Origin of the sequence: Shewanella sp. SR44-4, assembly GCF_014163715.1 — a bacterium.
In the GTDB taxonomy this organism is placed as follows: domain Bacteria; phylum Pseudomonadota; class Gammaproteobacteria; order Enterobacterales; family Shewanellaceae; genus Shewanella.
This window is the reverse complement of sequence record NZ_JACJDU010000034.1, coordinates 26,795-45,930: the sequence shown is the minus strand read 5'-3', so window position 1 is coordinate 45,930 and position 19,136 is coordinate 26,795. Positions and strand designations below refer to the sequence as shown.

The 19,136-nt window shown below is 41.4% G+C and carries 22 protein-coding genes; 13 read left to right on the top strand and 9 right to left on the bottom strand.

Going from position 1 to position 19,136, the window contains the following annotated elements; all coding sequences use genetic code 11:
* Positions 1-1,233 (bottom strand): efflux RND transporter periplasmic adaptor subunit, encoded by a 1,233-nt coding sequence (locus H5125_RS15215; RefSeq protein ID WP_182744666.1) that lies wholly within the window; start codon positions 1,231-1,233, stop codon positions 1-3.
* A 411-nt stretch (positions 1,234-1,644) separates the two neighbouring features.
* On the opposite strand from H5125_RS15215, the gene H5125_RS15210 reads away from it, so the two are divergent.
* Positions 1,645-2,280, top strand: a complete 636-nt coding sequence (locus tag H5125_RS15210; protein ID WP_101088648.1) for a TetR/AcrR family transcriptional regulator — start codon at positions 1,645-1,647, stop codon at positions 2,278-2,280.
* Positions 2,281-2,393: 113 nt separating this feature from the next.
* On the opposite strand, the gene H5125_RS22380 is transcribed toward H5125_RS15210, so the two are convergent.
* Complete coding sequence (locus H5125_RS22380) at positions 2,394-2,897, bottom strand: type II secretion system protein (protein WP_182744665.1); 504 nt, start codon at positions 2,895-2,897, stop codon at positions 2,394-2,396.
* 316 nt (positions 2,898-3,213) lie between these two features.
* Here H5125_RS22380 and mog point away from each other — a divergent pair, with 316 nt between their 5' ends.
* From mog to H5125_RS15190, 3 genes are all read left to right on the top strand, one after another.
* Complete coding sequence (mog, locus tag H5125_RS15200; RefSeq protein WP_011639389.1) at positions 3,214-3,747, top strand: molybdopterin adenylyltransferase; 534 nt, start codon at positions 3,214-3,216, stop codon at positions 3,745-3,747.
* A 192-nt stretch (positions 3,748-3,939) separates the two neighbouring features.
* Positions 3,940-4,962 (top strand): hypothetical protein, encoded by a 1,023-nt coding sequence (locus H5125_RS15195; RefSeq protein WP_101088646.1) that lies wholly within the window; start codon positions 3,940-3,942, stop codon positions 4,960-4,962.
* Positions 4,962-5,327, top strand: a complete 366-nt coding sequence (locus tag H5125_RS15190; protein ID WP_182744664.1) for a hypothetical protein — start codon at positions 4,962-4,964, stop codon at positions 5,325-5,327. The genes H5125_RS15195 and H5125_RS15190 overlap by 1 nt, the downstream gene beginning before the upstream one ends.
* A 360-nt stretch (positions 5,328-5,687) precedes the next feature.
* Here the strand turns inward: H5125_RS15190 and H5125_RS15185 are convergent, their stop codons facing one another.
* From H5125_RS15185 to H5125_RS15170, 4 genes are all read right to left on the bottom strand, one after another.
* Positions 5,688-5,912, bottom strand: coding sequence for a hypothetical protein (locus H5125_RS15185; RefSeq protein ID WP_101088644.1), 225 nt, complete (start codon positions 5,910-5,912; stop codon positions 5,688-5,690).
* Positions 5,913-6,063: 151 nt separating this feature from the next.
* On the bottom strand, positions 6,064-7,197 hold the full coding sequence (locus tag H5125_RS15180; protein WP_101088643.1) for an ABC transporter permease: 1,134 nt from the start codon (positions 7,195-7,197) through the stop codon (positions 6,064-6,066).
* Positions 7,197-7,931 carry an ATP-binding cassette domain-containing protein gene (locus H5125_RS15175; RefSeq protein WP_101088642.1) on the bottom strand — a complete coding sequence of 245 codons (735 nt, stop codon included), beginning with the start codon at positions 7,929-7,931 and terminating at the stop codon, positions 7,197-7,199. The genes H5125_RS15180 and H5125_RS15175 overlap by 1 nt, the downstream gene beginning before the upstream one ends.
* Before the next feature lie 2 nt (positions 7,932-7,933).
* A complete protein-coding gene (locus tag H5125_RS15170; RefSeq protein ID WP_101088641.1) occupies positions 7,934-9,532 on the bottom strand; it encodes an alpha/beta hydrolase in 1,599 nt (532 codons plus the stop codon).
* A 94-nt stretch (positions 9,533-9,626) separates the two neighbouring features.
* Between H5125_RS15170 and H5125_RS15165 the strand changes: the two genes are divergently transcribed.
* From H5125_RS15165 to H5125_RS15130, 8 genes are all read left to right on the top strand, one after another.
* Complete coding sequence (locus H5125_RS15165) at positions 9,627-10,004, top strand: GntR family transcriptional regulator (RefSeq protein ID WP_011639383.1); 378 nt, start codon at positions 9,627-9,629, stop codon at positions 10,002-10,004.
* A gap of 45 nt (positions 10,005-10,049) precedes the next feature.
* On the top strand, positions 10,050-10,919 hold the full coding sequence (locus tag H5125_RS15160; RefSeq protein ID WP_182744663.1) for an ABC transporter ATP-binding protein: 870 nt from the start codon (positions 10,050-10,052) through the stop codon (positions 10,917-10,919).
* On the top strand, positions 10,916-12,208 hold the full coding sequence (locus tag H5125_RS15155) for an ABC transporter permease (protein WP_182744662.1): 1,293 nt from the start codon (positions 10,916-10,918) through the stop codon (positions 12,206-12,208). Before H5125_RS15160 ends, H5125_RS15155 begins: the two co-directional genes overlap by 4 nt.
* Before the next feature lie 126 nt (positions 12,209-12,334).
* The gene (locus H5125_RS15150) at positions 12,335-14,128 is read left to right on the top strand and encodes a long-chain fatty acid--CoA ligase (RefSeq protein WP_162024187.1); all 1,794 of its coding nucleotides are present in this window, start codon (positions 12,335-12,337) and stop codon (positions 14,126-14,128) included.
* A 245-nt stretch (positions 14,129-14,373) separates the two neighbouring features.
* On the top strand, positions 14,374-14,853 hold the full coding sequence (locus H5125_RS15145; RefSeq protein WP_101088637.1) for a hypothetical protein: 480 nt from the start codon (positions 14,374-14,376) through the stop codon (positions 14,851-14,853).
* 66 nt (positions 14,854-14,919) lie between these two features.
* Entirely contained in the window at positions 14,920-15,141 is a 222-nt protein-coding gene (locus tag H5125_RS15140; RefSeq protein WP_182744661.1) for a hypothetical protein, read from the top strand.
* Positions 15,141-15,647 (top strand): hypothetical protein, encoded by a 507-nt coding sequence (locus H5125_RS15135; RefSeq protein WP_182744660.1) that lies wholly within the window; start codon positions 15,141-15,143, stop codon positions 15,645-15,647. Before H5125_RS15140 ends, H5125_RS15135 begins: the two co-directional genes overlap by 1 nt.
* 306 nt (positions 15,648-15,953) lie before the next feature.
* Complete coding sequence (locus H5125_RS15130; RefSeq protein WP_409085827.1) at positions 15,954-16,340, top strand: acyl-CoA thioesterase; 387 nt, start codon at positions 15,954-15,956, stop codon at positions 16,338-16,340.
* Between the two features lie 20 nt (positions 16,341-16,360).
* Here H5125_RS15130 and H5125_RS15125 read toward each other — a convergent pair whose 3' ends face one another.
* Both H5125_RS15125 and H5125_RS15120 read right to left on the bottom strand, forming a co-directional pair.
* A complete protein-coding gene (locus H5125_RS15125) occupies positions 16,361-16,618 on the bottom strand; it encodes a GNAT family N-acetyltransferase (RefSeq protein WP_182744659.1) in 258 nt (85 codons plus the stop codon).
* 66 nt (positions 16,619-16,684) lie between these two features.
* Positions 16,685-17,107, bottom strand: coding sequence for a thioesterase family protein (locus tag H5125_RS15120; protein WP_011639375.1), 423 nt, complete (start codon positions 17,105-17,107; stop codon positions 16,685-16,687).
* 138 nt (positions 17,108-17,245) lie between these two features.
* Between H5125_RS15120 and H5125_RS15115 the strand changes: the two genes are divergently transcribed.
* The gene (locus tag H5125_RS15115; protein WP_182744658.1) at positions 17,246-18,271 is read left to right on the top strand and encodes a hypothetical protein; all 1,026 of its coding nucleotides are present in this window, start codon (positions 17,246-17,248) and stop codon (positions 18,269-18,271) included.
* 65 nt (positions 18,272-18,336) lie between these two features.
* Here H5125_RS15115 and mtnC read toward each other — a convergent pair whose 3' ends face one another.
* A complete protein-coding gene (gene mtnC / locus H5125_RS15110; RefSeq protein WP_162024182.1) occupies positions 18,337-19,017 on the bottom strand; it encodes an acireductone synthase in 681 nt (226 codons plus the stop codon).
* Between the last annotated feature and the right edge of the window lie 119 nt (positions 19,018-19,136).

The window sequence follows — 19,136 nt, the reverse complement described above, 5'->3', positions numbered from 1 at the left end:
TTAACCCTGACTTGCGTCATCAGCAACACTTGCTGTTAATGGCTGGTTATCGAGGAGGCGTTGTGCTTGATGTAATGCTTCTAATTTGTCGCTATCGGCCATGTCGGTGAGATTTGGCTCAATAGTGACGTTAGGGCGTACTTTCTGCAGACTGTTTACCACGATGGTATCGTTAGGGGATAAACCGGCAGTAATAATACGTAAACCGTGAAGCTTCTCACCTAGGCTAACGCTACGATACTCAAGGGTGTTTTTGTCATTTACTACCAGAACAAACTTGTTATTTAAGTCAGTAAAAATGGCTTTGTCGTCAATTAAAATGCTGTCGTATGACTCGCTACCCGCAATGCTGATGCGGGCAAATAAGCCGGGTAATAATTGATTATCTTGGTTGGCAAAGTTTGCTCGAACGCGGATAGTACCTGTTTGTTGATCAACCGAATTATCGACAAAGTCGATCACACCCTGGTGGTTAAAACTGGTTTCATTTGCCAGAGCCATCACCACAGCATTGTTGCCCAAACGTGGATTTTGACGTTTGTTCTCGAACGATAACGCGGAATATTTTAAATACGTTTGCTCATCGATATCAAAATAAGCGTACATATGCGATGTAGAGACTAAGCTGGTGAGATGTGTTTGTCCGGCGGTGACATAGTTACCTGCCGTTTCATTGGCATACGATACACGACCCGTAATTGGGGCGGTAACATGGGTATATTCAACGTTAAGTTGGGCGCTAGTTAATGCTGCTTTAACTGATGCTACAGCAGCGGCAGTTTGATGCATATTAGAGCGACGAGTATCAATAAGCTCTTCTGAAACCGCTTTTTGATGGAACAGCTTATTGGCTCGTTCATAATCATTTTCAGCAAGTTGGTTAGCTGATATTGCACTGGTTAATTCTGCTTTAAGGCGTTCATATTCAGCAGTAAATACACTCGAGTCGATGGTAAATAACACATCGCCTTTTTGCACTAGCGCGCCTTCTTTAAAGTTAATCGATTCAATATAACCTGACACGCGAGGTACCAAAGTAACCTTTTCTGGTGCTTGTAAGCGTCCAGTAAATTGATCCCACTCGGTAATGCGTTCATAAAGTACGTTAGCAACATCCACCTTAGGCGCTGCGGGTGTATTCGCTTGTTGTGCTGGTTGCTTTCCGCACGCCACTAATAGTAATGCCGTTAGGCTTACTAACAAAGTGATTTTAATTGATTTTAACGTCTTCATGGTGCTGTCCTCTAATCCATAGCATTTACGTTATTTAACAAGCTATTGGGTGCGTTACTTTTGTCTTTGGCTATGTTTTTATACCAACTGGTACAAATTGTTCTGTACCGCACGGTAATATATAGATTAAAATACAACTGTCAATTAGTTTTGTACCGATAGGTATTAAATTATTATGACAAGGTGATTAATAATCAACATGATGAAATAGCTTCACGGCATATAACGTGGAGAGTGACGATGAAATAGCGTTAATCAATACTTGAAAAAGATGAAAAAAAGCGCTTAATCTGCTTATTATTAACCCTTTCTATGATTTAGCGTTGTGCTAAGATGTACGAATTATCTATCGTAAATTAGTCAGTTAACGTGATGATAAATAATGATTCGTTAATATAAGAGGTACTATTGATGACAATAACTAAAGCAGCTTGCGTCGGCCGCCCTCGTGGGTTTGATATCGACTTTGCATTAGAGCAAGCGCTACATGTTTTTTGGCGTAATGGCTATGAAGGTACCTCTATAAGCGAATTAACTGAGGTGATGGGAATTAAAAAACCCAGCCTATATGCTGCATTTGGTAATAAAGAGCAGTTGTTCTTAAAAGCCATTGAGCTTTATGAAAATCGCCCAGATTCGCTATTTAATACCGCCTTTAAACATGAGCATATTGCCGATGTTATTCGAGCTTTATTAGTAGGCGCGGCGGCGCAGTTCACCGATTGTAGCCACCCGCAAGGTTGTGCGCTAATCAATAGTGCGTTGTCATGCAATGAAGCAAGCGAAGGGATTAAAGAAGCGGTTCATCTGCTGCAAACTAAACATCAATCTGAATTAATTGATCAGTTTGCTGAGGCTAAACAAAGAGGCGAATTAGCTGATGATTGTCAGCCGAAAGTGTTAGCAACCTTGATCGTGACATTGTTTAAAGGTATGTCTATCCAAGCTGCTGATGGCGCGACACATGATGATTTACGCCATGTTGCTGAAATGGCAGTTACGGGCATTTTAGCCCAACATGTCATAGGGTATTCAGCCGTGAAATAAGCGTCTTTAAAAGACGCTGTCTGACAGTGTTTTTATAACAGGAAGCGTCATCTTTTCTTATTGATGTTAGCGGCCAAGTTCAAACCAAACCAATTTATGTCTTGCTTCTACAATTAACAGCCTGTGGTTAGGGCATAAAATGTTGGATCAGCCGAAACAGATGAACCTGCCAAATAACGTAAGTTACAGTTTGCAAAAGAAGTGAATCCCTTAGGGTAAATAGATACTGATGGATTCGTGCCGGCATTATAAAAAATAGCCCAGTCAGCGGTAATATCCGTTTTACTTGCGTCAACAACTACCTCAAATGAACCATCAAGTGCTTTGGCTATATTATCAGCCAGAGGCGTTATGTATCCCACAGTAGTGCTAATATTTACACCATTGAGTATCACCGAACCTGGATCGAGCTTTTCTTGACCCGACAATACCGCTTTTGAATAAACTAAGGTATTGGCTGACTTTAATGCCCCCTGGAATCCCTTCAAACTGGCAATAAGCGCATCACTTTTGAGATTGATAAATTTAGGTGCGGCAACCACGGCTAAAATGCCAAGAATAATGATCACTACCACTAATTCGATAAGGGTAAACCCGCGCTGTTTACTTGTATGCATAGAACTCACTCGCTTTATGTTGTTACGCTATACCGATTGTTATTAGGTAATACATTATGACGAATCTAATGGTATTCATCGCTTATCGCTGGGCATATTAAATAGCTGCCAAACCAAAACATTAACCCGTATTACTCAGTTCAATTATTTCAGTATGAATACCCCACAGACAGAAGTCATTGTTTGCCTTGGTCAATGGAATCCTAAATCGGTGATCTATCTATCAGTTTAACATTTTGTGAATGTCGATTTTTTTGGTAGATTGTCGGCATATATTTGCATTACTGCTTTTACCCCACATAAGGGAAAGATAACCATGAGCAAAGCTAAAATAGGCATCGTTACCGTTAGCGATCGTGCCAGTGCTGGCATATATGAAGATCTGTCTGGTAAGGCGATTATTGATGTATTGAATGAGTATTTAACCTCGGAATGGGAACCTGTTTACAAGGTGATCCCCGATGAGCGTGACGTTATTGAAGCCACATTGATTGATTTAGCTGACAACCAAGACTGCTGTTTAATCGTGACCACTGGTGGCACGGGCCCAGCAAAACGCGACGTAACGCCAGAAGCTACCGAAGCAGTGTGCGATAGAATGATGCCTGGTTTTGGTGAACTAATGCGCGCCGAATCATTAAAGTTTGTACCAACCGCTATTTTGTCTCGTCAAACAGCGGGTCTTCGTGCCGACTCGTTGATTGTTAACCTACCCGGTAAACCTAAGTCTATCCGTGAATGTTTAGACGCTGTATTCCCTGCAATTCCTTATTGCATCGATTTAATGGACGGACCGTTTTTAGTCTGTGATGAAGCGGTGATAAAGCCGTTTAGACCTAAAGCGAAGTAGTTAAAAACATTCAATTTCTGCCATGTTAAAGCGTGTCGTGAGGATAAAAAAATCCATACGATACGTTTTATAACCATTATGAGGTGGAGGTAAAGGTCTTTATATCCTATTTGATAATAGAAAATTAGAGGCATAGGTGTAAAATATAGATCTAAATATTGAAGGACTAAATCGTGAAAGCAAGGATGTTTTATGAGTAATACTTCTGCAATACCAAGTGATCTTGCTATACATATTGTTGAGAAGCGTATGGCGGTCAATGCATTGATCCTTGTGTTATACAACATGCCAACAAAAGAAACCTTTGAACATTTTAAATTTGTTAACTCTCATCTAATCGATGGTTTTGCTAAGCCTGGTCAAATCGTTTTAATTTCTCCTTTAAATACATTTCAGTGCACAATTGAAGAACAAGAGTTTCAAAAGTATGCGTTGGAGATTGATAAAAAGTTGAGGGAACTTGATGAGATTGAAAAAGAAGTTTTGGCTAAGCGGTACGACTTACTCAGTAATGTTGCTAAATATAACGGCTTATTATTAGGCGTAGCTAATAACACTTGGAACTCGCATGTTATCTTTGTAAAGGAGAACTTAAAAAATTTAGAGCAGATGTATATCAAAACTTATAATGTCAAAGGAAACTTGAGATCACCTGAGTTTCAGCATCGAAGAAAGATTATCTTTTCTAATTTAAATAATGCTTTAAGACGTTTTGGTCAGCCGGCGTTTGGTGAAAAATTAATGCCAGGAAATATTCGAACTCAATTAGGTTTAAGTAGCAAAAGTTTGATTAGGCGTTGGGATAAAATGGGCGGATATGCTCAAAATATTCCTGGTTTTGCTGACCATTATAAAACTGTAGCGAATATGGCAAAAAACTTAAAACGAGTTGGATATGTAGGCGTTGTATTAACGGGTGTTGAGGCAACTGCAAATATCCAACGAGCTTGTCTTGAAGGTACAGACCTTGAGTGTACTAAAGCTAAATATGTTGAAACGGGCAAAGGCGCTGGAGCTATTGCCGGTGGAGCTGGCGGTGGTTTTATTGCAAGTTATGGTTTATGTTCAATTGTTTTTGGTCTTCCTAGTGGCGGAACTAGTTTACTATGGTGTGGAATAGTCGCAGGTGGTGTTGGAGGATATTTTGGGGCAAAGCATGGGAGCCATTATATGCGTGATAAAGCAGAACTTTTGTATGAGGTGATAGAAAAATAATGTCAATAACAGATCTTATAGGACTTTTATTAGGTGGCAGCTTTGTATTTTTAGGTTTATTTGTTTTGTTTCCCATGTTGTTATATATATACAATAAACGTATTAAGCTAGTTGAAGATATACTAGAAGATGGGCGTGAGTATTTCTCATTAAATATTTTTTTAACTGGTCATGGAACACTTCATTATGCGAGTGTTTTTATGTTTGATTGGTATGCAAAGCGATATAATTTATTGCACTTGAAAGATAATGTCCCACCTAAAATCACAGGTATTTTTAAAATTTATTATGTCATTTTCATGATTGATATGCTCTGTTTTGCTGCTATGATTATTTTAGATTACATATATCCAAATATAAAATAATTTTTATGATAAAGACTTAATATTTAGAATAAAGATTGTCTGAGTGTGATAAGCAGTCAGGTTGTATATAATTTATAAGCTATAAAAATAGTAAATTATTTTATTATGAATATTTTTATCATTTTCATGTCTATTTTCTTATTGCTAATCTGCTATCGGAATTACGTATTGACTAATCTTTAATATCATTGATGTTGTAGACGATAAAGATTTTAGTATTTGCTTTGAATATATTAACTGATTTAAAATTGGTTAATATTTTATATATTACTAGTTTATTTATTTCAAACGAATGCGCTTCGTTAACAGGAATAGCAGATCACATTCCTTGTATAAAATGTTGGCATTTTAGCGCAAATATTACAGCTGTTTAAACTGCTGCTTTAAATCAAAATCACTGTCAGTTACTAACTTCTCTAATACTTGTACTCGTTCAATTAATGCTTGGTTTTGTGCTTGTAGATCGCTGACACTGCCCGTGTCAGTTTGCTGCTTATGCTTCATATAATACTTAAACATTTCAGATGCAGTGGTGCCAACCACAATAATGAAGACCAACGCGATAATGGCGATATCATTTTCCATAATGACTCCTTATTAATGCTCTTTTGTTAATAGATTTTTGACTTTCTTATCTGACTTACTCTTATTAAAAGCGCTAGCTAATCTCTCTTGCTAATTACCTCAGCCTTATCTCTACTCGTTAAGGCTGAGGCTCGTCGTTATAAGCTAACGGTTATAAACCAAAGACGACTTTTTCACTTTTAAGCGACTTTTCTAAGCCCGCGGCTAATGCAATGGCAATGATCAGTGTGGTCACAGATGAAATAATTAATTGCATCATTGGAATCTCACGACCTTTAATAAAGTCCATTAATGCTTGTTGCTGGCCAGATACGGGTAACCACTGCAATACGTCTGGGGCGATGTTGTAACTGGCCGCCATTGACAGTGCTAGTGGTACAAATAACACCATGGTTAAGTATGATTGCGCCTCTTTAAAGGTTTTAGCCATAAATGATACATACAGTTGTAAGGTTGCGGCCATCAAGGCGACTGGAATACCCACAAGGAACATTAAGCCCATAAAGTCTGGAGTGATATTGACGGTAAAGCCAATTTCTTGCCACGGTACAAAGGGGTAAGCCACTTTTGATACCAGTAAAATCAAGATTAAGCCGAGCAAAGCAAAACAGGTTACGGCAATAATTTTACCGATGACTAATTCGCGGGTGCTCATTGGGTGGCTTAACAATAGTGCTAGTGAGTTACGCTCACGCTCACCTGCGCTGGTGTCGATAGCGAGGTTCATACCGGAAATAAATACCGAGTACATCATGGTGAATATAGCGATGCCTAAAATCATCCCACCTTTAGAGTCTGGTGTGGCTTTGTCTTCGATATTGACCTTTAATGGCTGGGTTATCCGTGGATTAATACCGCGGGCAATTAAGCGAATGCTGCCCATTTCTGCACTATATGCTTGCAGTTGACGCTCTAGTCGACGAATTGATTTTTGCAGCTTCTCATCTGAATTGTCGGCTATTAATATCACTTCAGCTTGTTTAGCTTTGGCCATGTTGGCGGCGTAATCGTCACTAATGGTTAAGATTATTTTGTTCGCTTGTTCATCTTCACCGTGGTTGATGCCGTTATTACTTAAGTAGCGCACTAAATCTGGAGCGTTATCGGCATTGTTGATATTGATGTTTAAATCTTCTGGACTAGACAGCTGGCCAATTAACACCATAAACATGCCGCACATGATCAACGGCGTACCAATGGCATAATATAAACCAGCCATAACCGATCGTTTATCTCGTGCGGCGTCGATGAGTTCTTTGCGCACCATTGCGAGTATCATTTTCATTATGCTGCAATCCCTTCGTCGGTACCGATAAGTTCGATAAATGCATCTTCTAGTGAGTCTTTACCTGTTTGCTGACACAGTTCGTCAGGGCTACCGATGGCAACCACTTTTCCATTAGCCATCACGATAACGCGATCACACAAGGCGGCGACTTCTTGCATCACGTGGCTTGAAAACAGCACGCAATGACCTTGGTCTTTGAGCTGCAATAAAATATCGCGCAACAAACGGGTACTCATCACATCAAGCCCGCGAGTAGGTTCGTCTAAAATGATGTTACTTGGCTTATGAACAATGGCTTGTGCTAATGCCGTTTTCATCCGCTGACCTTGAGAAAAACCTTTGCAGCGACGGTCACAAATGTCTTCCAGCTTGAGTTGTGCAATCACATCAGCGGTGGCTTTTTTAGCTTGTTTGCGCGACATACCGCTGAGTTCGGCAAAGAAGCTAATGTATTCACGCGGACTAAGGCGTTCATATAAACCAAAAGGGTCGGGGAATAAGCCTAACTGTTTTTTGGCGCCAATTGGATCAACTGCAACATCTATGTTATCAACGGTAGCTGTGCCTGAGTCTGGCTTAAGTAAACCAAATAAGGTGCGTAAACAGGTGGTTTTACCGGCACCATTTGGGCCAAGTAAACCGGTAATTTGGCCATTCTCAGCGCTAAAGCTTAAGTTATCTAAGGCCTGCACATCGCCAATTTTTTTTGTTAAGTTTGCAACAGTAATCATGACTATTCCTTATCCGCAGCGGTATTCGCTGGTGCTGTTGTTTCTATGTCAGTGGGCGTGTCGATAACCGGTAGTGCTTCTACGGTATTGGCATTAAGGTAAAAGCTACGACGGACATCTTTTTGTAAGCATTCACCGTTGATGTCTTTTACTGAACCTTGGTCAACTAACTGGGCGACGAGGTCATTGCCACAGCTTTGGCCTGCCACGCCATGGGTTGCGTAAGGTGCAATGAAGTGCTTTGATTTTGTCAGTTTTTCTTGTGCCAGTGCGCCCCAGTTTGGCGGTGTTGCCGGGTCGAGTTCGCCAGATAACAGTAAGGTGGGTATATCACTGAGAATAGGTTCACTAAAGTTGTCGTCTACTTGTGGTATCGGCCAGGCTTGGCAGGTTTTTTCTAATCCATCTAACATATTACCGCTGATGTACGACTCTTTTGCATCTTTCCGCATTTGATCGGTAATGCGGTGAATGTCTTCGCCACACACAACGGATGCGTGCATGCCCATCGCAATACCTGTGCTATCAGCGGTTAATGTGTAAATACCTAATATTGGTTGGTAGTTTCCCTGCGCTGCCTGATGAATAGCATGTGGGATAAGCGCACGAATATTTGCCATGTACATCGCCATTCTAATAGCGCCGCTAAACTTGCCGCGGGTGAGTAAAAACTCGCTGAGTTCATCTGTTTGTGGGTCACGTACTTGTTGGCTTATCGGAGCGGTTGCGAGCAGTTGATCGACTTTATTGTATTCGTCTGCTAAATCAGGAAATTGTTGCTGGCAAGCAGGGGTACTTATACAGTCGCGCCATAACACATTTAAACCACGTTCTATTGAATCACCAATCGCCACGACACTCTGTTGCATTGGCACCACGCCATCCAGTGTCACGGTTAATAAGGCTTCTGGGTAATGGCGCATATAAAGCTGTGCCATACGTGTTCCATAGGAAATACCGTATAAATGCAGTTTTTGGTAATCCAAATATTCGCGTACTGCTTCGAAGTCTGTTAACGCGGTATTACTACCGTATTGGCTTACATCGGCATCAATTTGACCTAGGCATTTTTCTGTCATGGCAATGATATCGAGATCGTCATCATTCATACTGAGTAATTCAGTGGTGTCATCGTCGCAAGATAAAATGTTCGATTTACCGGTACCACGCTGATCAATCAGTAAAATATCGCGTTGCTGACGAACTTTGGTCAACATGCGATTAAAGAAAGCGGCATTTTCAATGGCTGACTGGCCTGGTCCGCCTGCGATTGCCAGTAACGCTTCATTTGGGTGAGTGTTTTTAATGGCTGGCAAAATAGCAAAATGAATGTCGATTTGCTTACCGTCAGGTAGCTGAGGGTTTTCCAGTACAGTTATTTTACCGCACTGTAATTGCTCGTCTAAACCGTCTAAGTAACAAGCACTGGTTTTAGCGGGTGCTGCCACATTGGTTTGCGATGTGTCAGCATAACTATTGTTGGCGAGTAAAATAGCAATAGCGACCGCGAGCCATCGGCTAGTACGTGTTGCCGATTGGCATAACCCAGAGCGGGTTGACCGCTTGGCTAAGACTGTGTTGATAAACTTCCTGTTGATCATCGGAACGTTTCCTTTTTGCATTTCATGACGATTATGATACCTTAGCACTTAGTGTATGAGTGTATCAATGTATTAATACAGTTGTTAAAGGCTAATGTTAGAATTAATAAATGTCAACCCCAGCAGTGGTGAACCCATCTATCGACAGTTGCACGATCAAATCGTGCGCTTAATTGTCGGCGGGCAATTGCACCCTGAAGATGTTCTGCCTTCGGTGCGCCAACTTGCCGAGCATTTAGCGGTAAACCCGATGACGGTATCACGTGCTATGCAGCAACTTGTCGACCAAGGTTGGGTTGAGCGCCGTCGTGGTCAGCCGTCACGCGTAGCTGCTAGAACTGCGGCCAATAATGATTCAGGCAGCAGTTTGTTGGCACCACAATTAACTGCATTAGTTGAGCAGGCACGGCAGCTAGGGGTCGATTATGACCAGTTACAAGTATTGTTGGAACAATTTTGGAATAAAGAATAGCCACAGTTGAGCTAATTTTTAAGGACATTATCTAGGAAGTCGAAAATGGAATCCGAACAACAGCCCGTTTTACGCTTTAATCATGTGAGCAAAACCTTTGCTGCAAAACACAAGTCTGCAGCAGGTCATGCGGTGTTGGTCGATCTATCGATGACACTCTACCCAGGTATGGTGGTCGGGTTATTAGGCCAAAATGGTGCGGGTAAATCGACGTTAATGCGTTGCGCATTAGGCATTGTGGGCATCGAACAAGGCGACATTTCAACCCTTGGCGAATCGCCTACCGCTTTATCTGTTCAAGCAAAAGAACGTATTGGTTACGTACCCCAGCAGCCTTTTGGTTATGAAGGCTTTACTATTGATAAAGCATTAGAGTTGCACCGTAGCTTCTATCCAAATTGGGATATGACACTCGAGCAAGATTGGCTTAAACGTTTTGATTTAGATGTTACGCAAGCGGTGCAAAAATTATCAGTGGGCCAGCGTCAATCATTAGCATTGATCATGGCTATGGCGTATCGGCCAACCTTACTATTACTCGACGAACCCGTTGCCAGCTTAGATCCCATTGCCAGGCGTCAGTTTATGAGCGACTTGTTCGATCTCGCGCTCGATTCAGGTTCAGCAGTGTTATTTTCATCGCATATCACCTCAGATTTAGAACGTGTTGCCAGCCATGTTGCCCTGATTAAAAAAGGCCAACTGATACTGTTTAAAGAAATCGACGCCTTGCGTGAAGAGGTTAAATTACTCAACTTAGCCGAAAACGCTCAGTTACCGTCACATTATAAAATATTGAGCCAAACCGGACAAAGTATGCTGGTGGATACTCAAGGTAACCCATCGAATATTGCGGGTGTGCAGAGTGAAAAACCACTCAACTTAGAACAGTTATTTATGGAGCTGCATCGATGAATCAGTCGCTGCAAAACAGTCAACTTTCAGCATGGCGTAAACCTTACCGTGGCATGCTGCGGTTGTGGTTATATGACTTAGGCAGTGTCGGTTTTATTGGTGCCGCAGGATTAGGCCTAATGTTGGGTTTTTTGTGTTTTATCACGGGTAAAACTGAGGTTGTTAGCCTCGTTTTTTCCATGGCAACACTGTCTACGGGGGCGGCAATTGCTTGGCAGTTTAATCGCTTAGCAGCAACTGAGGTGACCGGTCTAATACCTCATTATCAAAAGCACGTATTCATACAGGCGGCGACCATCGCAGTCGGTATGTTATTGATACAGCTATTAGCCTGTATTGGTTTTGCTGCTTACGATGTCATCCCCAGACTACTGCTAGCCATTGTGGTCAGTTTGCTGTTTGTATGGGCCTGTTTATGGCGCAGTAACAGTTTTCATTTATCGTTTTTATTATTCATAACAGTGCCATTTTCAGATAAGTTCGCACTCACGATACCGACGTGGATGATGTTAATACTGGTTGCTGGGCTATTGTCTTGGGTGATCCATTTATGTCGCCAACTTAGCTGGAATAACGAGGCGCGTGTGGTGTACCTCAACGCCGTGCAAATGGGCTGGATGTGGCTGCCGAGCATAAAAGGATTCACCTGGATTACTCGTGTTGAGCGGTTGTTTCATCCGATGAACTTTTTTATCGGCCCAGTGCTAACGATGATGCTGCTTTGTTTACCGTTGATCACCCTTGGTTTAATACTGCTGTCGTGGCTATTTGATATTGATGTACCAGCATTATTTTTATTGGTGCAATTTACCGTGATCAGTTGTGCCATTGTTCATTGGAGCCGAATTCAGCGTTGGCGCGCGGCAGAAACGCTGTTTTTATTGCCTTGTTATAGCGGCTTGAGTGGATTGCGCGATGCATTTTACCGCAGCCAGTATCGTTTCATCGCTGTGCTAGTGGCTATGGTCAGCGTGCTAGGTTTTACCAATAGCTTGATTGACCCGCAATATGGCGGATTATTTGTACTGCATTTAGGTCTAAGCACTTTTTGGGGCTGTGCGATTATGCTGGGAATGGGTGCGGCAAGCCGTAATAGCCTGCAAGCCACAGCAGCAATGCTAATAGTGTTACTCCATTCGATATTGGTGTCGTTGAGTTTCGCCGCAGTGCGAGACGGTGACAGCTTATGGGTATGGTTGCTTATGGATGTGCCACTAATTATTGTTGGTGTTGGCGCATTAATTTGGGGTAAAAAACGTTTGTGGCAACATGGCATTTTGGCCCCGTAAATCATCGAGCATAACTGACAAACGTGACCGTAAGCTCAAAAATAGAGCAAAAGCTCTTATGGTTTTTAGCGACTTCAGGTAGAATGCAAAAAGCGGAACACTTGTAAGCTAAAAGGCCACTATTATATGTCATTAGATCAATACCACGTAGTTCGACTCCTGCAACAGCAAGGTCAGTCATTAGGCAATAACATTGCCCTTGAAGGCTTTGATATGCCTGCACCTTGGCATACCGTAACGTGGGGCGCATTTGATACGGTTACAGACTCAGTCGCACAGTTGTTAATTGAGTTTGGCTTACAAGTGCAAGACAAAGTGGTGATTTTAGCGCAAAACTGTCCACAGTGGACCTGTGCAGATATTGGCGCCCTTAAGGCTCGTAATGTTGTGGTACCGGTATATCCAACCAGCACCATAGAGCAAGCTGTATTCATTGTTAACGACTCTCAAGCTAAATTAATTTTTGCGGGTAACCAACAGCAATACGACATGGCTTGCACAGTGGCAGCCCAAGCTGAGTGCGTGCAACACATTGTAGTCTTTGATGCTAACGTTACCCTTAATGCCGATAATCATGTGTATTTTGATCAGGTATTAGCGGCGCAATTTAATCCGCTGATTACCAATGAGCTCAATACTAGACTCGCCAATAGCAACCTAGACGACTTATTCACGCTTATTTATACCTCTGGCACCACCGGCAATCCTAAAGGTGTGATGCTCGACTACCGTAATTTTGCCTCGATGATTAAACAGCATGACAGTGAGTTGCCATTTACTGCGGGTGATGTGTCGCTGGCCTTTTTACCGCTTAGCCATGTATTCGAGCGTGGTTGGAGCATGTATGTATTATGTCGCGGCGGCCACAATGTGTATTTAAACGACACTAATCGCATTAAAGAAGCCCTTATTGCGGTTAAACCACATACCTTGTGTGCCGTGCCGCGATTTTTAGAAAAAATTTACAGCGCAGTGCACGATAAAGTCGGCCAAGCGCCTAAAGCGAGACAAACATTATTTGCTTGGGCGATGCGAGTAGGTAAACGCCAATTTGAAGTTAGCCAGGGCCGTGCTTCAGGAAGTTTGTGGTTAAGTGCACAGTGGAAGCTGGCTAACAAGCTGGTTTACAGCAAGTTACAGCAAGTGTTGGGTGGCCGGTTAAAGTTCATGCCCGTGGGCGGTGCCGCGCTCGATATTAATGTGGCCAGCTTTTTTCACAGTATAGGTGTACCGGTATTGTGTGGTTATGGCATGACAGAAACCTGCGCTACGGTAACCTGTAATACTTTAGATAATCGTGTACCAGGTTCAAACGGTAAGCCGCTAGAGGCTATGCAAATCAAGCTTGGCAACGACGATGAAATCTTAGTGCGTGGCGACACTGTGATGCGCGGTTATTACAACCGCCCACAAGATACCGCAGACGCCTTTGAAGACGGTTGGTTAAAAACGGGTGATGCAGGACGCATCGATGAGCAAGGTAACTTGTATATTACCGATCGCATTAAAGAGTTAATGAAAACTTCAAACGGTAAATACATTGCACCACAGCGGGTTGAAGGTAAGGTAGCTTGTTGCCCGTTTATCGAACAAGTCGCCATAGTTGCCGATGCACGCAATTATGTATCAGCCCTAATTGTGCCAGCATTTGAAGCATTAAATACTTGGGCTAAAGCGCAAGGTATTCATGTTGAAAACCCAATTGAGTTGTTACGTCACTCACAAGTGGTGGCTCATTTCGAGCAGCGATTAATCGAGTTGCAACATGAGTTAGCTGGGTTTGAAAAAATCAAAAAATTCACCTTATTACATGAAGCATTTTCGATGGAATCTGGACTCATCACGCCGACATTAAAGCTGCGTCGTAAAATGATTTACAGCAAATATCACAGTGAAATTAATGCCATGTATGGCAAGTAATTAACCATCAATCTTTATACCAAAGGACGCATTAGCGTCCTTTTTCGTAATACTTAGTGATAATTGCCTGTATTTTCAGTAGCGGTACAATACTCCATTTTAAAATTAGGCAACATAGAGGGAACTATGGAAATTATCACGGTAAATGGAAAGCCTGTTTTTAGATCTAGCACTCAGTCGTTTTATGACAATCAATTTAGCCAGAAAGTGCTAGCTAGTGGTATTTTTGAAGGGATGAGTGGTAAATGATCAACAATCCACAGAGTGAAGATGTTGCTGTTGGGATATTTCCGCCCTTGTTGTCATTTATAACCTTTTTAATTGCTTCTGTGCTGATGACTATATCATTCGGAGTCGGGGCATCTGTTACATTGAATTTTTATTTTGACCCTTCACCAGAAGCGATTTTAGGCGTGTTAGCCGTTTTATCTATCATTTTTTTCTTGGTGAATTACCAAGTTATTCTAGGTTCATTTTTTGCCGTCAAGGTTCTAAAGCTATTCCAATATGCTCTCTTAGTTTTACTGATCCCTATTGTGATAATAGAAGACTTTTCCGTGGAATTATTTATTGTTAAATTGGTTTCAGCAGTTTTAGCGATGAGCTCAATTTTTATTTTAGACAGTAAAAAATATCGAATTTTTGTTCAACATCGATTAAATAGTGTTAAAGACTATAAATCTGTTCTTGCGGAGATAGCTGCTGAAGAAGGCGCTAAATATTAAAACAGCTCTTCGTTGATTAAACTCACTTGTAGATCTGTTTTATTGGTCAAAAAGTGTAATCAGTCCTTGGTCATTACCCGTCTTAATTTACCTGGTGCTTCAGGTAAATTAATAAAATCTATGGCTCGAAAAGGCAACATAAAAAAATATACAGGTAAACAAATTACCCATGCATTTCGTTTACATTTAATGGATGCCGTTGGAGCTTCAATGAGCATTTCTGGTAGCCTATTCAATGGAACAATTGGAACAATGGCTATTGGGATATATGAAGAGCTAGCTGATTGATGAAAAGACAAACTAAAAAGAAAAGTGATGACGATATTGTCGGATTATTTCCACCTATGAAGTCCATAGCGGCTTTTTTAGCTGCGACACTATCCATGATACTTTCCATCGCACTGTTAAATCTGCTCATTTTTGATTTTTATTTCGAGATGAAAATAGAGCATGTGTTGATGTATTTATTCACTACTACCATTATTTTCAGCGGTGTGAACTTTGCAGTTGTGAGAGGATCTTTCTTCGCCGTAAAAGTCTTACAATGGTATTTCTGTATTTTATTTATTATATTTTTGCCAACAGTGTTTTTAATCGTAGAAAAGGTAACATTTATTTATGCATATCTGTTAGCCGTCGTTTTTTTGTTCATGTCACTTTACTTGTTACAGAGTAAATACTATCAAATTTTTGTTGAGTATCAGTTTGATGCCTTAGAAGACATCAAGGAAGTTCGTGCTGAAATAGCGGCTGAAGTTGCTGCAGACAAAGCTAAACATGGAAATAAGTTCTAGTTGTTTGGCTTCAGAGTGACAATGCTTTAAGCCGAGATTTGATAGCATTTTGTCTGTTTAGTTGATTTTGGCCACCATAGATGAGTACGATACCCAACCGAAAAAATAATTTTATTTAATTTTTTAAGATGATTACTGTTTTCTCCCCTAACATACCCCCCCCATAATTCCTTCGCAATACAGACTTTTTTAATGACCTCAAGTGAGATGTGTCGTTAGAATGGGCTAATGACATTTGTTCATCGAGCAAAACGTCAATGGACTCAAAATAATAAAGGATTCTTTGTGACAGATACTCAATTTAACATGACCCTCAAACCGCGCTTTTGTGAAACCGATGCGTTAGGACACATTAATAACACGGTTATCCCAGTGTGGTTTGAAGCGGCTCGTGAGCCGATTTTTGAAATCGTAAATCCAGGGCAAGATTTAACCAAGTGGAACATGATCATTGCTGGTTTTACTATCGCGTTCACCGCACCAACGTATTATGGCAAAGAAGTTATCGTTAAAACGCACATTAGTCGTTTAGGCAATAGCAGCTTTGATATATTACAAAGCTGTTGGCAGCACGGTAAAAAAACCGCTGAAGCGACCACCACGATGGTGCATTACAATTACCAAACTGAAAAAAGCGAACCGCTTGCTGAGCTTGTTCGTCAGCAATTGGCTGCATTAACCGGTGCAGCTTAGGGCTAACACAAAAGAAGGTGTTAACGTAAAAACTTGGCTACGTAACTGCAACTGGCACTGATGTTAAGTTTTTCTGTTTTCGCCCAAGCCAGTCCAGTTCTGACTAGCTTTTCAGCAATACCTTGGCCGCGTAAAGCGGGTGGTACGAAGGTGCGACTAAAATCAATATTTTGACCCTCTAAGTGATATTCAAGTACCGCCTCAACACCTTGTGTGATAACCACAAAACGATGTTGGCTAGCTTGGTGTTGCACGGTTACGGTGTCTTGATTGCTCATAGTGTGTTGTCCTATTACTTGTAATGCCGCTTATTTATGTGGCTATTGATGTTATGACTCATACTGTTACTCATGTTCCAATAAAGCACTGAGTAATTCTGGCGTGAGTTTGGCTTTTTTGCCGGTTTTAAAGTTAAACATCACCACTTTTGCCCAGCCGATAGTCGTCACTGCTTGCTGTGCTTTACTGAACACGGTGTAATGCATCACAAAGCGGTCTTCATTGATATCGCTGATCTTTACCCCTACAACAATTGAGTCTGGAAAGGTTACTGGGCGCTTAAAGCGGGCATTGGTTTCGCTTAGTACCGGACCGACACCCGTAGTTTTTAGATCGTCGAGTAGGTTAATTTGGTTAAAGAAATCGAGACGAGCAGTTTCAAAATACTTAAAATACACCGAATTATTCACATGTTGCAGTGCATCCATTTCACCCCATGCTACTTGAATGTCTGTACTGATAGAATGTTGAGCTAAAAAGTCATTCATGGCGGTTCTCTGTTATGAATTAATAAATTAAACGCTTGTTTAAATTCCAACGGTTAATTTAACAGTCTGGACGATGAACAACAAGGGACAGTGGCTATTACAGTGAGTATATCCAGTGAACTTATAAGGATTTTCACCTTGCGAAAAGAGACTTTTATAACAACATCAAATTTATGGATATCGTCATGTTGGACGGTGTTTAGTAGCCGATTTACTGAATTACAAACCAAACTGAGTTTGCCGCAGAAATTGTATTTGGTGGCGATAGTCTTACTGTTTGCCACAGACTCGGTGGCGTGGGTGGCCATTATCAGCGTGATGGCGATGTCAATTGAGTTCTGGCATTTATTTGAACGTATGTGGCACAGCTTGGCTGGCAAAGCGGTGTTGTTACTGTTTTATGCGATAGTGGCCAATTTTGCCCTGGCTAGCTCAAGTTCAGTGGTTAACGATGTGGTTGGCGTCGCAGCCAGTAGCTTTAATTACACCCATAACTTCGCCATTTTGCTCTACATTCCGGCATGGAGTGTGGTGATGAGCTGTATTGTGCTGTTATTACTACAGCTTATTTTTCCGCTAATGTTTGGTGTGTCTTTTATACTCCGCCCCTTTGGTGTGACCAACTTTCGCTTGATTAATCATGTGCATTTTCATCGTACAACCTTTTGGGTGCGAGTGATTCTTGCTGCAGTGGTGTTGTATCACCTCGCCATGCTGATGGACCTTTATGGTCAGGTTGAAAAAGCGTTGGATGATCCACAAGTGGTGCAACTAGTTGAAGCAGAAACCGAAGAGGAAATACTTGCTGATGATGGCTTGTCGATCATTGTTAAAACAGACCCTGCTAAGAAAGAACCACCCAAGTCTGAACCCAAAACAGCGAAACAAGTTGAACGCGAGCAAGAACTGGACGCCATTGATGAAATCGCCAAGCAGCCTTACAGTCATTTACGTAGCCAGTATTTTACCAGTGTGCGTAAAGCAATTGCGTTGTTTGCGTTTCAGTTGGAGGCGAATGCCAAATCCCGCTGTCAAAAACTACCGTTGTCGCATGTGGTCGAGCTTAATGATTATGAGATCCTTGAAATAACACCCGATATCAATGCGGAATATGGTTATCATTTTGAAGTGAAAAAATGTATTTCACCTGCATTTCCCAGTTAACAGGCACTTTGCAGGCATAAAAAAACGACCTAGACGGTCGTTTTTTTATGTTTAATCAGTCAGTGTTAATCGAACGCTAACTCACTAAAACTGCTTATTTTTTTGCACGTAGCTTGGCGTTGGTCAGCAAAGCGGATCATTTGGCAAGTTGTCATGCCTGCGGCTTCTGCAGCTTTGAGCTCTTCTGCTACGTCCGATACAAATAAAATCTGCTTTGGCTTCAAGCTAATGGTGTTGCAAATATTACAGTAGGCTTGTTTGTCTAACTTATTGCCCGTGCGGGTATCAAAGTGACCATTGAACGAACCGGTTAAATCACCTGCTTCGGTGTGGCTAAATAACAGCTTTTGCGCTTCGACAGAGCCAGAAGAGAAGCTGTAAATACGAATGCCTTTTTCTTTAATGCGCTCAATGCTATCGATAAAGTCAGGGTAAATGTGGCCAGTAAACTCTACGCGGTTATAACCTTGTTTCCAGATTAATCCTTGTAGGGTTTTAAGTGGTGTTAGTTTACGGTCTTCGTCTATCCATTGCTGTAAAATCTCAGTGACTCGCTCGAGTGTCGCATCTGGTTCTAAGGCAATATCTTTAACATCGCTGATACAGTAATCAACCACAACGTTATGTTGGTTTTGCTCAAGAAATTCAGCCATCGCTTTTCTTGAGTAAGGAAATAACACATCCTGAATAAAGTTAAGATCGGTAGTGGTACCGGCGGTATCAACGATAATAGCTCTAATACTCATAAGATTTGTTACTCCAAAACAATAAATTAACGTAATGATGATCCTAAGCTTTATTGGCGATTAAGGCTAGTGCTATTCGTGATATTGCACCCTAGTTAGATGACTTTGAATGCAAGATG

Coding starts and splice junctions, on each gene's coding strand:
- H5125_RS15215 (WP_182744666.1), bottom strand. CDS start 1,233: ATGAAGACGTTAAAATCAATTAAAATCACTTTGTTAGTAAGCCTAACG.
- H5125_RS15195 (WP_101088646.1), top strand. CDS start 3,940: ATGAGTAATACTTCTGCAATACCAAGTGATCTTGCTATACATATTGTT.
- H5125_RS15185 (WP_101088644.1), bottom strand. CDS start 5,912: ATGGAAAATGATATCGCCATTATCGCGTTGGTCTTCATTATTGTGGTT.
- H5125_RS22380 (WP_182744665.1), bottom strand. CDS start 2,897: ATGCATACAAGTAAACAGCGCGGGTTTACCCTTATCGAATTAGTGGTA.
- mtnC (WP_162024182.1), bottom strand. CDS start 19,017: ATGAGTATTAGAGCTATTATCGTTGATACCGCCGGTACCACTACCGAT.
- H5125_RS15190 (WP_182744664.1), top strand. CDS start 4,962: ATGTCAATAACAGATCTTATAGGACTTTTATTAGGTGGCAGCTTTGTA.
- H5125_RS15175 (WP_101088642.1), bottom strand. CDS start 7,931: ATGATTACTGTTGCAAACTTAACAAAAAAAATTGGCGATGTGCAGGCC.
- H5125_RS15210 (WP_101088648.1), top strand. CDS start 1,645: ATGACAATAACTAAAGCAGCTTGCGTCGGCCGCCCTCGTGGGTTTGAT.
- H5125_RS15120 (WP_011639375.1), bottom strand. CDS start 17,107: ATGAATGACTTTTTAGCTCAACATTCTATCAGTACAGACATTCAAGTA.
- H5125_RS15155 (WP_182744662.1), top strand. CDS start 10,916: ATGAATCAGTCGCTGCAAAACAGTCAACTTTCAGCATGGCGTAAACCT.
- H5125_RS15135 (WP_182744660.1), top strand. CDS start 15,141: ATGAAAAGACAAACTAAAAAGAAAAGTGATGACGATATTGTCGGATTA.
- H5125_RS15125 (WP_182744659.1), bottom strand. CDS start 16,618: ATGAGCAATCAAGACACCGTAACCGTGCAACACCAAGCTAGCCAACAT.
- H5125_RS15170 (WP_101088641.1), bottom strand. CDS start 9,532: ATGATCAACAGGAAGTTTATCAACACAGTCTTAGCCAAGCGGTCAACC.
- H5125_RS15145 (WP_101088637.1), top strand. CDS start 14,374: ATGATCAACAATCCACAGAGTGAAGATGTTGCTGTTGGGATATTTCCG.
- H5125_RS15180 (WP_101088643.1), bottom strand. CDS start 7,197: ATGAAAATGATACTCGCAATGGTGCGCAAAGAACTCATCGACGCCGCA.
- H5125_RS15165 (WP_011639383.1), top strand. CDS start 9,627: ATGTTAGAATTAATAAATGTCAACCCCAGCAGTGGTGAACCCATCTAT.
- mog (WP_011639389.1), top strand. CDS start 3,214: ATGAGCAAAGCTAAAATAGGCATCGTTACCGTTAGCGATCGTGCCAGT.
- H5125_RS15130 (WP_409085827.1), top strand. CDS start 15,954: ATGACCCTCAAACCGCGCTTTTGTGAAACCGATGCGTTAGGACACATT.
- H5125_RS15150 (WP_162024187.1), top strand. CDS start 12,335: ATGTCATTAGATCAATACCACGTAGTTCGACTCCTGCAACAGCAAGGT.
- H5125_RS15160 (WP_182744663.1), top strand. CDS start 10,050: ATGGAATCCGAACAACAGCCCGTTTTACGCTTTAATCATGTGAGCAAA.